This window comes from Pseudarthrobacter sp. alpha12b, from assembly GCF_054130495.1.
The window spans coordinates 3,198,638-3,211,549 of sequence record NZ_CP196746.1 but is presented as its reverse complement, the minus strand read 5'-3'; the positions used below and the strand labels follow the sequence as shown (position 1 = coordinate 3,211,549).

Annotated in this window: 13 protein-coding genes; 8 read left to right on the top strand and 5 right to left on the bottom strand. The window is 66.4% G+C overall.

Features of this window, described 5'->3' with window-relative positions; all coding sequences use genetic code 11:
- Nucleotides 1-21 precede the first annotated feature (21 nt).
- On the bottom strand, nucleotides 22-522 hold the full coding sequence (locus ACTAQI_RS14870; protein WP_457946865.1) for a MarR family winged helix-turn-helix transcriptional regulator: 501 nt from the start codon (nucleotides 520-522) through the stop codon (nucleotides 22-24).
- Between the two features lie 208 nt (nucleotides 523-730).
- Here ACTAQI_RS14870 and ACTAQI_RS14865 point away from each other — a divergent pair, with 208 nt between their 5' ends.
- Nucleotides 731-2,932, top strand: a complete 2,202-nt coding sequence (locus ACTAQI_RS14865) for an MMPL family transporter (RefSeq protein ID WP_457946864.1) — start codon at nucleotides 731-733, stop codon at nucleotides 2,930-2,932.
- Nucleotides 2,933-2,951: 19 nt separating this feature from the next.
- Here ACTAQI_RS14865 and ACTAQI_RS14860 read toward each other — a convergent pair whose 3' ends face one another.
- Nucleotides 2,952-3,881: an NAD-dependent epimerase/dehydratase family protein gene (locus ACTAQI_RS14860; RefSeq protein WP_457946862.1), complete on the bottom strand. Its 930-nt coding sequence runs from the start codon at nucleotides 3,879-3,881 to the stop codon at nucleotides 2,952-2,954.
- 124 nt (nucleotides 3,882-4,005) lie between these two features.
- On the opposite strand from ACTAQI_RS14860, the gene ACTAQI_RS14855 reads away from it, so the two are divergent.
- From ACTAQI_RS14855 to ACTAQI_RS14825, 7 genes are all read left to right on the top strand, one after another.
- Nucleotides 4,006-4,752, top strand: coding sequence for a TetR/AcrR family transcriptional regulator (locus tag ACTAQI_RS14855; RefSeq protein WP_457946860.1), 747 nt, complete (start codon nucleotides 4,006-4,008; stop codon nucleotides 4,750-4,752).
- A gap of 93 nt (nucleotides 4,753-4,845) precedes the next feature.
- Nucleotides 4,846-5,142 (top strand): hypothetical protein, encoded by a 297-nt coding sequence (locus tag ACTAQI_RS14850; protein WP_457946859.1) that lies wholly within the window; start codon nucleotides 4,846-4,848, stop codon nucleotides 5,140-5,142.
- A gap of 234 nt (nucleotides 5,143-5,376) precedes the next feature.
- Nucleotides 5,377-7,248, top strand: coding sequence for a molecular chaperone DnaK (gene dnaK / locus ACTAQI_RS14845; RefSeq protein WP_457946858.1), 1,872 nt, complete (start codon nucleotides 5,377-5,379; stop codon nucleotides 7,246-7,248).
- Between the two features lie 2 nt (nucleotides 7,249-7,250).
- Complete coding sequence (locus ACTAQI_RS14840) at nucleotides 7,251-7,949, top strand: nucleotide exchange factor GrpE (RefSeq protein WP_457946856.1); 699 nt, start codon at nucleotides 7,251-7,253, stop codon at nucleotides 7,947-7,949.
- A gap of 272 nt (nucleotides 7,950-8,221) precedes the next feature.
- Complete coding sequence (locus tag ACTAQI_RS14835) at nucleotides 8,222-9,193, top strand: DnaJ C-terminal domain-containing protein (protein WP_457946855.1); 972 nt, start codon at nucleotides 8,222-8,224, stop codon at nucleotides 9,191-9,193.
- Between the two features lie 15 nt (nucleotides 9,194-9,208).
- Nucleotides 9,209-9,634: a heat shock protein transcriptional repressor HspR gene (locus tag ACTAQI_RS14830; protein ID WP_457946853.1), complete on the top strand. Its 426-nt coding sequence runs from the start codon at nucleotides 9,209-9,211 to the stop codon at nucleotides 9,632-9,634.
- Nucleotides 9,635-9,815: 181 nt separating this feature from the next.
- Nucleotides 9,816-10,202, top strand: coding sequence for a hypothetical protein (locus ACTAQI_RS14825; RefSeq protein ID WP_457951071.1), 387 nt, complete (start codon nucleotides 9,816-9,818; stop codon nucleotides 10,200-10,202).
- Between the two features lie 18 nt (nucleotides 10,203-10,220).
- Here the strand turns inward: ACTAQI_RS14825 and ACTAQI_RS14820 are convergent, their stop codons facing one another.
- The 3 genes from ACTAQI_RS14820 to hpaD are packed head-to-tail and all read right to left on the bottom strand — an operon-like array spanning nucleotide 10,221 to nucleotide 12,882.
- Nucleotides 10,221-11,024, bottom strand: coding sequence for an HpcH/HpaI aldolase family protein (locus ACTAQI_RS14820; RefSeq protein WP_457946851.1), 804 nt, complete (start codon nucleotides 11,022-11,024; stop codon nucleotides 10,221-10,223).
- Nucleotides 11,009-11,794 carry a 2-oxo-hept-4-ene-1,7-dioate hydratase gene (gene hpaH, locus ACTAQI_RS14815; RefSeq protein ID WP_457946849.1) on the bottom strand — a complete coding sequence of 262 codons (786 nt, stop codon included), beginning with the start codon at nucleotides 11,792-11,794 and terminating at the stop codon, nucleotides 11,009-11,011. Before hpaH ends, ACTAQI_RS14820 begins: the two co-directional genes overlap by 16 nt.
- Before the next feature lie 2 nt (nucleotides 11,795-11,796).
- A complete protein-coding gene (gene hpaD / locus ACTAQI_RS14810) occupies nucleotides 11,797-12,882 on the bottom strand; it encodes a 3,4-dihydroxyphenylacetate 2,3-dioxygenase (protein WP_457946848.1) in 1,086 nt (361 codons plus the stop codon).
- Between the last annotated feature and the right edge of the window lie 30 nt (nucleotides 12,883-12,912).

Here is a 12,912-nt window from a genome sequence, read left to right as displayed (position 1 = left end):
CCAGTTGCGGGCCGCCCGGCGTTACCTGGGTTCGGTTCTTGCCGCGACGGTCGCGTCGATCATCGCCGTCATGAAGCGCGTGACGGTTTCCAGTTCCTCCTGGGAGAACCCGGCCATGGCGCTGCCCATGTGCTGCGCCAGCGGTGCGAAGATTGCCCCGCCTTCCCGGAACGCCTTGGGGGTCATTTTCAGCTGGACCTGGCGCCGGTCCGTGCTGTGGCGCTCGCGGACCACATGGCCGGAGTGGTCCAGCCGGTCGATCAGGGCCGTGGTGGCGGGAGAACTCAGGTTGAGTTCCTTCCGCAGCAGACCGGGGGTCACAATATTGCCCCTTGCTGTGTGGCGCATGATCACGGCCAGGGCGTTCATGTCGGTGCGGTGCATGTCTTGCCGGTCGCCGGCGGCGTCCACGTAGCGGTTCGCCTCGATGGTGAACTCCTGCAGGATCCTCAGCAGCGGGTGGCCGAACTCCGGGCCTGACTGCGCCAAGGGGGAAACGTCCGGACTGTTGTCCTCCGCCATCTCCACCTCCTGTTTCCGGTTCCGCGCCAGCGATTTTGCCCAGGCGTACTGACGGATATTACTCCAGCGGCGGTGGCCCCCTGAGCCCTCAGGTACGTGCCTGCCTCCCCGCGTTGGAAGAAAAAGCTCGACTGGCACTTATCTCTGTGATGGAGATAATCTATGCTGGAACAAATACTACTCCCCTTGACCACCCATGGAAGGCATCATGAAACGCACAAAAGTTGCCAGGGAACGTGTCCCGTTCTGGCTGCGCTGGCTGGTCCCCGCTGTCCTGGTGCTGACGTGGCTGGGGCTGGCCGGGGTAGGCGGCCCCACCTTCGGCCGCCTGGAAGAGGTCTCCTCCAATGACCAGGCATCCTTCCTGCCCGCCAGCGCTGAGGCCACGGAGGCGCAGGACTGGCAGGCGAAGTTCCGCGACTCGGACGAGGTCCCCGGGATCATCGTCATCGAAAAGAATGAGGCGTTCACGCCTGCCCAGTTCGGTGAACTGGCTACCCTGAAAGCCGGCATCGAAGACCTCAAGCTGGGCAGTACGGTGATCGGCCCCATTCCCTCGAAGGACGCTAAGGCAGTCCAGTTCGTGGTCCCCATCGGGTCCTCAGCCGAGGTCAAGGACGCCGTCAAGGAGCTCCGGGACACGGTAAAGGAAGCAGCGCCGGAGGGCACCCAAACCTTCGTGACCGGCCCCGCCGGTCTGGCCGCCGACCTCACCGCAGCCTTCGGCGGCATTGACGGCATCCTCCTTCTCGTGGCCCTGTCCGCGGTGTTCGTGATCCTCCTGATCGTCTACCGGTCCCTGCTGCTGCCCATCATGGTGCTGCTGACGTCCGTGTTTGCCCTCTGCGCAGCAATCCTGCTGGTGTTCGGCATGGCCAAGGCCGGCTGGATTCAGCTCAACGGCCAAAGCCAGGGCATCCTCTCCATCCTGGTGATCGGCGCGGCCACGGACTACGCCCTGCTCTTCGTGGCACGTTTCCGGGAAGCGCTCACCCACACCACCAACCGCACGGCAGCCGTCCTGACCGCCTGGAAAGCATCCTTCGAGCCCATCCTGGCGTCCGGTGCCACCGTGATCATCGCGCTGCTGTGCCTGCTCTTCTCCGACCTCAACTCCAACAAGGCCCTGGGTCCCGTTGCCGCGGCAGGCATCCTCTGTGCCCTGTTCGCGGCGCTGACCCTGCTTCCCGCCCTCATGGCACTGCTGGGCCGGGCCGCGTTCTGGCCCTTCCGGCCCAAGCTCCTCCCTGCCGACGAGCGCGAACCCGAGCTGGTCACCGGCCTGGAAGGCCAGAAGGGTCTCTGGCGCGCCACCGGCTCACTGGTCTCGCGGCGGCCCCGGACCGTCTGGGTTGCCTCGGTCCTCCTGCTGCTGGTTGCTGCGGGCGGCCTGTTCCAGCTGAAGGCCAACGGCGTGCCGCAGACGGACGTCATCCTCACCGCCTCCAATGCCGTGGACGGCCAGGATGCGCTGGCCCGCCACTTCGACGCAGGCAGCGGCAGCCCCGCCGTCGTGGTCGCCGACCAAGGCAAGGCGGCCGAGGTGCTGGCCAAGGTGAAAGCGGACGACGGCGTGGGCGAGGCCTACCTGCTCGGCCAGGGCAGCGTGCCCATCACCGGAGCCCCGGGGACTCCCAGCGCCCCGGACGTCCGGGACGGGAAGGTGCTCATCAACGCCACGCTGAACAACGCGGCAGACTCGCTCGAAGCGGAGGAGACCATCAAGGCCCTGCGCACCGAGGTGAAAGCCGTAGATCCCGGCGCCCTGGTGGGCGGCGTGACGGCTACCGCACTGGACACGAACACCACCGCCCAGCACGACCTGGTGGTCATCATCCCGGTGGTCCTGGTGGTCATCCTCTTCATCCTCATGCTGCTGCTGCGCTCCATCGTGGCCCCGGTCCTGCTGGTGCTCTCCGTGGTGGTGTCCTACGCGGCTGCGCTCGGTGTGTCGGCATTCGTGTTCAACAACCTCTTCGGGTTCCCCGGAGCGGATGCCACCGTGCCGCTGTTCGGCTTCGTCTTCCTGGTGGCGCTGGGCGTGGACTACAACATCTTCCTGATGAGCCGGGTCCGCGAGGAATCGCTCAAACATGGCACCCGGCCCGGGATCCTCCGCGGTCTGGTGGTGACCGGCGGCGTCATCACCTCCGCCGGTGTGGTGCTGGCCGCCACCTTCGCAGCCCTTGGCGTCATCCCCATCATGTTCCTGGTGCAGTTGGCCTTCATTGTGGCGTTCGGCGTGCTGCTGGACACCGTCCTGGTGCGCTCGCTGCTGGTGCCGGCCCTGGCCTACGACATTGGGCCGAAGATCTGGTGGCCCAGCAAGCTGGGGCGGACCGATGGCCGTGATGCCGTGCAGCCGCGGGAGCCCGGCGTCGAACCGCTGGAAGAGGTCCCCAGCCGCTAGCCCCTGCGTTCCGCCCGGGCTAAACCTGCTGCCGCCACCACTCCACGGTGGCGGCAGCTGCCGTCTGGAGTGGGGTGGGGCTGATGCCCAGGGCTGCCTCGGAGGCGCTTGAGTCCATGATGAACGGCCGCTCGAACTGGTACAGCATCTCTGCCAGCTCGCGCGCATCGGCTGAAACCAGCCCGGCCGCCCTCAGCGTCCAGCCTGGAAGGACGCGCACCTTGGGGGCGGGCCGCCCCGCCGCCGCCGCGAAGGCGTGGGAAAGTTCCTTTTGGGTGATCGCAGGCCCGGTGGGTGCATGCCACACCGCGTTCCAGGCGGACGGCCTGTCAGCTGCCGCAATCATGGCGCCGGCAAGATCCGGGACGTAGGTGAACGAGTGCGGCTGCCGGGAGCTCCCCACTACGCTGACGTTCTTCCCCGCAAGGATCGGCGCCACCATGCGTTCGCCGCCGTGCGCCATCCGGACCCGGGGCCCGATGAAATCACCTGCCACCACGCTCACGGTTGGCGTTGCTGAGGCGCTGCGTGCCTGGAGCAACGCGGTCCGCACGCCCCGCTTGCCACCAGTGGCCTGGCGCGGGCTGCTTTCCGTCATGACGCTGTCCGGCTCGCTGTAGGAGTAGAGGCTTTCCGGGAAGACGACGACGGCGCCCGCCTCCTGCGCGGCGCTGAGTACTGCATGCTCAGCGGCAGGCAGCTCCGCCTTCCATGCCGCGGCGGTGTACGCCGATCCGTGGATGCAGTGGAAAACCGCCTGGGCGCCGGCAAAGAGGGTGCGCAGCATCGCAGGATCCTTGGCGTCCCCTGTAATGCACTCGATGAGCGGATGCCGGGGCCCGCTGCCGGAGCGCGTCAGGACGCGCACCTGCCGGCCCTGCTCCGCCAGTTGTTCGGCCACCGTCCAGCCCACGGGTCCCGCTCCGGTCACTGCATATACATTGGACACTTTTGTCTCCTCGTCAGATTGAGAGAGCACTGCTCTCAGGAACAGCATGGGACGCGTCCCGGCCAATGTCAAGAGCAGCGCTCTCTTTTGATGCTCCTGCTCTCTTTTGTGGCATGCTGGACCCGTGAATGAAGCTGACAGTAAGCCCGCCGGTGCTGGCCGTCCCGTGACGCCCCGGCAGCGGGCCAGGGCGCAAACCGTGGCGGACATCGTCCGGCTGGGAAGGCAGCATTTGGCAACCCAGGGCGCGGCGGCGCTCTCCCTGCGGGCCGTGGCGAGGGACCTCGGGGTGGTGTCCTCCGCCGTCTACCGGTATGTGGAGAGCCGGGACGAGCTGCTGACGCTGCTGTTGATCGATGCCTTCGGCGAACTTGGGGATGAGGTGGACGCCGCCGTCGGAGCCGTGGCCGAAAAGGACCACGTTGGCCGCTTCCTGGCACTGGGGCATGCCGTCCGGGCGTGGGCCATGCGCGAACCCGCCAGTTACGCGCTCCTGTTCGGTAGTCCCGTTCCCGGCTACAACGCCCCCGCCGAGCGCACGACTGGCCCGGGGACGCGCGTTATCGTCAGCCTGATTGGCATCCTGGATGCCGCTGCCCGCGCCGGAGAACTTGTGGTTCCTGATGGGCATCCGGCCCTGCCGCCAGTTCTTGCCGCAGACCTTGCGGCCATCCGTTCGGAGTTTGGGCTGGCCGTTCCGGAGGAGCTCGTGGCGCGGGGCGTCCTGGTGTGGAGTTCCCTTTTCGGTGCCGTCAGCTTCGAGGTGTTCAACCAGTACGGGCAGGACACCTTCAAGGCTCCCGCGGAGCTCTTCGACCACCATCTTGGCGTCCTGGCCGGTATCGCCGGCCTGCCGCTCCAGGCCTCCTGACAGGTGCCCCCGGGGCCCTGTTGGTCCGCCGCCCCCGTCGATAGACTGCCAGTGCGCCCGCACGGACGCGGAGCCTCGAAGGAGAGATGCACCATGACTGAGAATCCTGAAGTTGCAGCCGAGGAGCCCCGCAAGGGTGGCAGCGCCCCCGGACTGGAGGGCGAAGGCGGCCAGTACGTGGATGGGGACTACGGTGACGCCGGTACCATCAACGAGCCCGATCGCGATGCGCCGGACGGCGAATATGAGGACGGCGACTACGGCGACGCCGGTGCCACGGGCCGGGCGCGGACGGAGAACGCCATCCGTGAAGGGCTCACCGACGGCCAGGTGCAGGCCACTGCCGAACAGCGTGGCCCGCTCCACGGTGACCGGAACCCGGAGCGCTAAAGCAGCCCGGCGGCACGTTCTCCCAAAGCGAACTGGCCTGCCGCCGTCGTGATTCTGCGCCCGGAACCCTGGAAAATCAAGGAATCCCGAGGCGGGTATCCCGTATTGCACGCAAAGTTGAGTGGACTGCACTCAACTTTGGATTGACATCGCTGGCGCCCTGAGTAGAGTTGAGTGCAGAACGCTCAATGTTTAGGGCGCCAGCCAGTTTCCAAGGAAAGAAGGAAGCAACACATGTCACGTGCAGTAGGTATCGACCTCGGAACCACCAACTCCGTCGTCTCCGTTCTCGAAGGTGGCGAGCCCACCGTTATTGCCAACGCCGAGGGTGGCCGCACCACGCCGTCGGTCGTTGCATTCTCCAAGTCCGGCGAAGTCCTGGTCGGCGAGATCGCCAAGCGCCAGGCCGTCAACAACATCGACCGCACCATCGCTTCAGTCAAGCGCCACATGGGCACTGACTGGACCGTCGCGATCGATGACAAGAAGTACACCCCGCAGGAAATCTCCGCTCGTATCCTCATGAAGCTGAAGAACGACGCCGAGTCCTACCTGGGTGAAAAGGTCACCGACGCCGTCATCACCGTCCCGGCCTACTTCAACGACGCCGAGCGCCAGGCCACCAAGGAGGCCGGCGAAATCGCGGGCCTGAACGTCCTGCGCATCGTCAACGAGCCCACCGCCGCGGCATTGGCCTACGGCCTGGACAAGGGCAAGGAAGACGAACTCATCCTGGTCTTCGACCTCGGTGGCGGTACCTTCGACGTCTCCCTGCTGGAAGTCGGCAAGGACGAAGACAACTTCTCCACCATCCAGGTCCGCGCCACCGCCGGTGACAACCGCCTGGGCGGCGACGACTGGGACCAGCGCGTCGTTGACTACCTGCTGAACCAGCTCAAGGTCAAGGGCATCGACCTCTCCAAGGACAAGATCGCCCTCCAGCGCCTCCGCGAAGCAGCCGAGCAGGCCAAGAAGGAACTCTCCTCCTCGTCCAGCACCAACGTCTCGCTCCAGTACCTGTCCGTCACCCCCGACGGCCCGGTCCACCTGGACGAGCAGCTGACCCGCGCCAAGTTCCAGGACCTCACCAAGGACCTGCTGGAGCGCACCAAGAAGCCGTTCCACGACGTCATCAAGGAAGCCGGCATCAAGCTTTCCGACATCAACCACATCGTGCTGGTGGGTGGCTCCACCCGTATGCCCGCCGTGTCCGAGCTGGTGAAGGAACTGGCCGGTGGCAAGGAGCCCAACAAGGGCGTCAACCCGGACGAGGTCGTGGCAGTCGGCGCAGCCCTGCAGGCCGGTGTGCTGAAGGGTGAGCGCAAGGACGTCCTCCTGATCGACGTCACCCCGCTGTCCCTGGGCATCGAGACCAAGGGTGGCGTGATGACGCACCTGATCGAGCGCAACACCGCCATCCCCACCAAGCGGTCCGAGACCTTCACCACGGCGGATGACAACCAGCCGTCCGTGGCCATCCAGGTCTTCCAGGGTGAGCGTGAGTTCACCCGGGACAACAAGCCGCTGGGCACGTTCGAGCTGACCGGCATCGCTCCGGCACCGCGCGGCGTTCCCCAGGTGGAGGTCACCTTCGACATCGACGCCAACGGCATCGTCCACGTCTCCGCGAAGGACAAGGGCACCGGCAAGGAACAGTCCATGACCATCACCGGCGGCTCCAGCCTCTCCAAGGAAGACATCGACCGCATGGTCCGTGACGCCGAGGAGCACGCAGCCGAGGACAAGGCCCGCCGCGAGGCGACCGACACCCGCAACACCGCCGAACAGCTCGCCTACTCCGTGGACAAGCTGATCGCCGACAACGCGGACAAGCTGCCCGAAGAGGTCAAGACCGAGGTCCAGGCCGACGTCGACAGCCTCAAGAAGGCCCTCGAAGGCACCGACGACGCCGCTGTGAAGTCCGCGTTCGAGAAGCTGCAGGCTTCCCAGACCAAGCTCGGCGAGGCCATCTACTCCCAGGCCGGTTCCCCGGACGGCTCAGGCGCTCCCGGCGCTGAAGGTGCCGCCGGAGCTTCGGCGGGCAGCAAGGCTGACGAGGACATCGTCGACGCCGAGATCATCGACGAAGACGAAGCGAAGAAGTAGCCATGCCGCACCACGGTAACGAGGAAGAGCACAACTCATCCGCGAACCAGGACGCCAAGCAGGGCAACGGGGAGCCGGTCATCCGGGACAACCGCAAGGTTGACCCCGTGACCGGGCAGGCCCGGCACCCCGAGGGCGGCCACTCCGCCCCCGGGGCCGGGTCCCAGGCCGGAGCAGCGGATTCCGACGGCGACGCGCTGGCCCAGGCCGAGGAGATTCTCAACGGCGTGGACGTGCCGGCCGAGGAATCCGTGGCCCAGGGGACTCCGGCAGGATCATCCGGCAACGCCGAGGCAGCCGAACTGCGCAATGACCTGCTCCGCCTCCAGGCTGAGTACGTCAACTACCGCAAGCGCGTTGAACGCGACCGCGCCGTGGCAGGGGAAATGGCCGTCATCGGCGTCCTGAACTCCCTGCTTCCGGTCCTGGACGACGTCGACGCCGCACGGCAGCACGGTGACCTGACCGACGGTCCCTTCGCCGCGATCGCCACCAAACTGGAGAACGCGCTGAAGACCTACGGCCTGGTCCGCATCAACGAGACCGGCGTGGAGTTCGATCCCACGATCCACGAGGCCCTGATCCAGCAGCCTGGCGAGGACATCGAGGTTGACACCGTCAGCCAGGTGCTCCGCTCAGGCTACAAGTCAGGCGACCGCGTGCTCCGCGCAGCCCAGGTCATCGTCGCGGTCCCGGCTTAGTCGGGGTACTTGGCGCTACGCCGGATATGGGGCGGTGCCCGCTTCGCGGCGCCCTCCACACCGCCGCCCCATATCCGGCCTCCGCGCCGGGGGTGATCTCGCCTAAGGTGAGGTAACCACAAAGCTCGCAGCGGTACAGGGGCCCCGGGAGTGGCATCGGGCCTGCCGGAGCGTGGTGGCTTGGTCCGTGAGGACCAAGCCACCACGCGTAGGGGCGGGGGCCCCTGTACCGCGGAGAGCTGTTAGTTAGAAGACTTTGAAAGGAAACGCCATTGGCTAGCCAGGATTGGGTGGACAAGGACTTTTACAAGATCCTTGGTGTTGCCAAGGACGCTTCCGAAGCCGATATCAAGAAGGCCTACCGGAAGCTTGCGCGGCAGCACCACCCTGATACGAATGCGGGGAACGCTGCTTCCGAGAAGAAGTTCAAGGACATCTCCGAGGCTTATTCGGTGCTCTCGGATCCCGACGAGCGCCAGCAGTATGACGCCATCCGGGCCATGGGCAGCGGGGCACGTTTCGCCCCCGGTGGCGCGGGCGCTACCAACGGCGGGTTCGAGGATATGTTCGGCGGCCTGTTCACGGGCAACACCGGGCGCCATGCGGGCGGCTTCAACCCCGCGGGCGGCGGCATCCCGCCCGAGTTCGCAGATCTCTTTGGCGGTTTTGGCGGTGCTCCCGGCTTCCAGCGCACCCCGCAGAAGGGTGCGGACCGCACCGCGTCCACCAGCATTTCCTTCGCCGGTTCCATCCGGGGGACCACCATCGGACTGCGCGAACCCAGCGGCGAGGTCATCGACGTCCGGGTTCCGGCCGGCATCAAGGACGGCCAGAAGGTCAGGGTGCGCGGCAAAGGCCAGCCCGGTGCCGCCGGCAACGGCGACCTGGTCGTGTCCGTCGCCGTCCAGCCCCACGCGTTCTACACGCGCGACGGCGACAACCTCCGCATCCACGTCCCCGTCACCTTCCCGGAGGCTGCTTTGGGAGCGGACATCGAAGTTCCCACCATCGACGGCGACAAGGTGAAGGTGCGTGTCCCGGCGGGCACGCCGTCGGGCCGTACCCTGCGGGTCAAGGGCAAAGGCGTGAAGACGTCCAAGGTGACCGGAGACCTGTTGGTGACCATCGACGTCGCAGTTCCCAAGAATCTCAACAAGGATGCCGAAGCTGCGGTCAAGGCGTTCGCCGAGGCCACGTCGTCGGCGGATGTCCGTGAGGGCCTGGCAGCCAAGGCCCGGCTCTAGGAGCGGAGGTGAGCCGTGGACATCAGTGTTGACCAACCGATCTTCGTGATCTCCGTGGCGGCCGAGCTGGCGGACATGCACCCGCAGACCCTGCGGCAGTACGACAGGCTTGGCATCGTCAAGCCCAGCCGTGCCCCGGGCAAGTCCCGGCGCTACTCGCAGCGTGACGTGAACACGCTGCGGGAGGTACAGCGGCTGTCCCACGAGGGCGTGTCGCTGGAGGGGATCAAGCGCATCCTGGAACTCGAAAACCAGGTGGCCGCCCTCCAAAGCCGGATCTCGGAACTTACCGAGGAACTCGGACGCCGTCCGCGTGCGGTGGACTCCCGGATTTTTGCTGCCGGTGCAGCCGGTGACGTGGTGAGCCTGGCGCGCGGGCAGCGGCCCCGGCCGAGGTCGCAGGCCGTGGTGGTGTGGCGGCCGCGGGCAATCGGGCAGTAAGTACCGCATTCCGGCGTTCCGCGAAAATAGAGTACCCACTACTCGTGACGGAAAAGCCCCCTGAAACTTGAATGGAACCATCGCCGGATCAGCGGCGATGGTTCCGCAAGTTCTGGGGGTTTTCCGTGTTTAAGGTTCTCAGCAAAGGTCTCAACAGCAAGGCCCGGCCATGAGCCCGGGAATGGAAGCCGTGGCCGCCTTCAGCGGCTCCGTGCCGGGCCAGGTCCTGCTGGCCATCGGACAGACCATTGTGGTGGCCTGCGTCTGCTTCGACATGGTCCGCGAGTTGTCCGTCCCGAGGTCGCACCGGCGCTACGTGGCCAGCACCGTATTCCGCACCCTGGCCATCCCCTCGATCATGGCCAACGCCCTGACAGTCTTCATCGCCCTGGTGGTGTCGTCCTGGGTTGATGTGGTGATGGGCATGTTCGTGCTGGTGGCCATCGTCTTCCGGTTCCACTACAACAAGGACGAGGACAACTGGTGGAAGGGGAAGGGCAAGAAGCTCGCCCGGTGGGCCCGCAAACAGTTCGCCGGGCGGACGTCCACCGCCCCTGCGATGGGGTAGCGACGCCCGCACCTTTTGTCAGTAGCTGGCAGGGGTGTCGCCGCCGGTTTGGGGGATGTACTTCGCAGCGAGGGCTTCGGAGCCGCGTGCCAGGAGAGCGACGTCGGCCCCCACCAGGATGAAGGCGGCGCCGCTGTTGAGGTAGTGCTCCGCCGTGTCGGGGTTGAAGGCGTTGACGCCGCCAGGCTTCCCGGCCGCCTTCGCAGCTGCCAGGCAGTGTTCGACGGCGGCGCGCACCTCGGGGTGTTCCTGCTGCCCCAGCAGGCCCATGGACGCGGCGAGGTCGGAGGGGCCGACGAAGACGGCGTCCACGCCGTCGACCTTGAGGATGTCCTCCACTGCCTCGACGGCCGCCGTCGACTCGATCTGGACGGTGACGCTGATGGTCTCATTGGCCCGGGCCAGGTAATCAGGGACCCGGTTCCAGCGGGCGGCGCGGGCCAGCGCCGAACCAACGCCGCGGACGCCCTGCGGCGGGTAGCGGGTGGCCGCAACGGCAGCTTCAGCCTCCGCCACCGAGTTGACCATGGGGATCAACAGGTTCTGCACGCCCAGATCCAGGTACTGCTTGATCACCACGGTGTCGTTGACCGGCGGCCGGACCACGGTGTGCACCGGGTAGCCGTGGATCGCCTGCAGCTGCGCCAGGATGGACTCGAGCCCATTGGGGCTGTGTTCGGCATCGACCAGGAGCCAGTCCAGGCCGGACCCTGCGCAGAGCTCGGCGATCAGCGGGCTGCCGGAGCACACCCACATCCCGGCCAGCGGCCGGTTGGCAGCAGCGAGGGCGGTGCGGAAGGTGTCTTCTATTCGAAGCGGCATGTGACACTCCCCAGTGGTCCGTAGTCGGCGTGGACGGTGTCGCCCTTGTAGACCCACAGGGGGCGGGTGAAGGATCCGGCCAGGATGATGTCCCCGGCCTTGAGCGAGTCGCCGTGGGCGGCGATCTTGTTGGCCAGCCAGTGCACCCCGTTGGCGGGGTGGTCCAGGACGCCGGCGGCCACACCGGTCTCCTCCACGGTCTGGTTCTTGTACAGGATGGCCGAGACCCAGCGCAGGTCCACGGCATCCGGCTTCACCGGATTCCCGCCGATCACCATGGCGCCCATCGCGGCGTTGTCCGAGATGGTGTCCACGATGGTCCGGCCCTCCATCTCGATCCTGGAATCCAGGATCTCGAGGGCCGGCACCACGTAGTCGGTGGCCTTCAGGACATCGAAGATGGTCACGCCCGGGCCCTTCAGTCCGTCCTTCAGGACGAACGCCAGCTCCACCTCCACCCGTGGGTGTGTGTACCGGTCCCATTGCACGGAGCAGCCGGTCTCCAGCACCATGTCGTCGAAGATGGCGCCATAGTCCGGTTCGGTGATGCCGGTGGCGGCCTGCATTGCCTTGGACGTGAGGCCGATCTTGCGCCCCACCAGGGTCCGGCCGGCGTCCTCGTTCCGGCGACGCCACAACTGTTGCACGGCGTAGGAATCCTCCACCGTCATCTCCGGGTAGCGGGCCGTCAGCCGGGGAACGGGGGTGCGGGAACGGCCAGCCTCCACCAGCTCGTCCGCGATGGCCTCAATCGTCTTTGGCTCCAGCATGGTCAGACCTGCACTCCCAGCTTGAAGCCGGTCCGGTCACCCTCGGCGGAGCCTTCCTTGCGCGTGTACGAGAAACCGTCGGCGCCAACCGTCACCGCCATCTCGGACTTTTCCTCGCGGACAATGACCGGCTGCGGGTTCCCGTCCAGGTCCAGGACCAGGGAGGCCTCGGTGTACCAGGAGGGGACCACGGGGTTGCCCCACCAGTCGCGGCGCTGGTTGTCGTGGACGTCCCAGGTGATGGTGGGGTTGTCGGGATCGCCGGTGTAGTAGTCCTGGGTGTAGATCTCGATGCGGTGGCCGTCCGGGTCCAGGATGTAGAGGTAGAAGGCGTTGGACACGCCGTGCCGGCCGGGGCCGCGTTCGATCCGGTCGCTGATGCGCAGGGCGCCCATCTTGTCGCAGATCTGGATGATGTTGTGCTTCTCGTGCGTGGCGAACGCGACGTGGTGCATGCGCGGGCCGTTGCCGCCGGTCAGGGCGGTGTCGTGCACGGTTTGCTTGCGGTGCATCCACGCGGCGTACGTGACGCCGTCGGCATCCTTGATGTCTTCGGAGACGCGGAAGCCCAGGTCCTCGAGGTAGGCGCGGCCGCGGGGGACGTCTGGGGTGACCTGGTTGAAGTGGTCCAGGCGCACCAGTTCGCCGGCGGAGTAGAGGTCGTAGCGCTGGGTGAGGCGCTCCACGTGCTGAACGTCGTAGAAGAACTCGTAGGGGAAGCCCAGCGGGTCCTCGACGCGGACGGAGTCGCCGATGCCCTTGGTGAAGCCTTCCTTGCGGCGCTCCACGCGGCAGCCGAGTTCCTTGTAGTAGGCCTCGGCGGCGTCCACCTCGGCGGGGGACTTCACGCGGTAGGCGAAGGCTGCGACGGCGGCGATGGGGCCTTTGCGGAGCACCAGGTTGTGGTGGATGAACTCCTCCAGGGAGCGCAGGTAGATGTTGTTTTCGTCTTCCTCGGTGACGTGCAGGCCCAGGACGTCCACGTAGAACTCACGGGACCTGGCAAGGTCGGTGACGACGATTTCCATGTAGGCGCAGCGGACGATGTCCGGTGCCGGGACGGAAGGGGTGGGAACGAAGTTGGTCATTGGAGTCTCTCTTCTTTGAAAGGGTTTTAG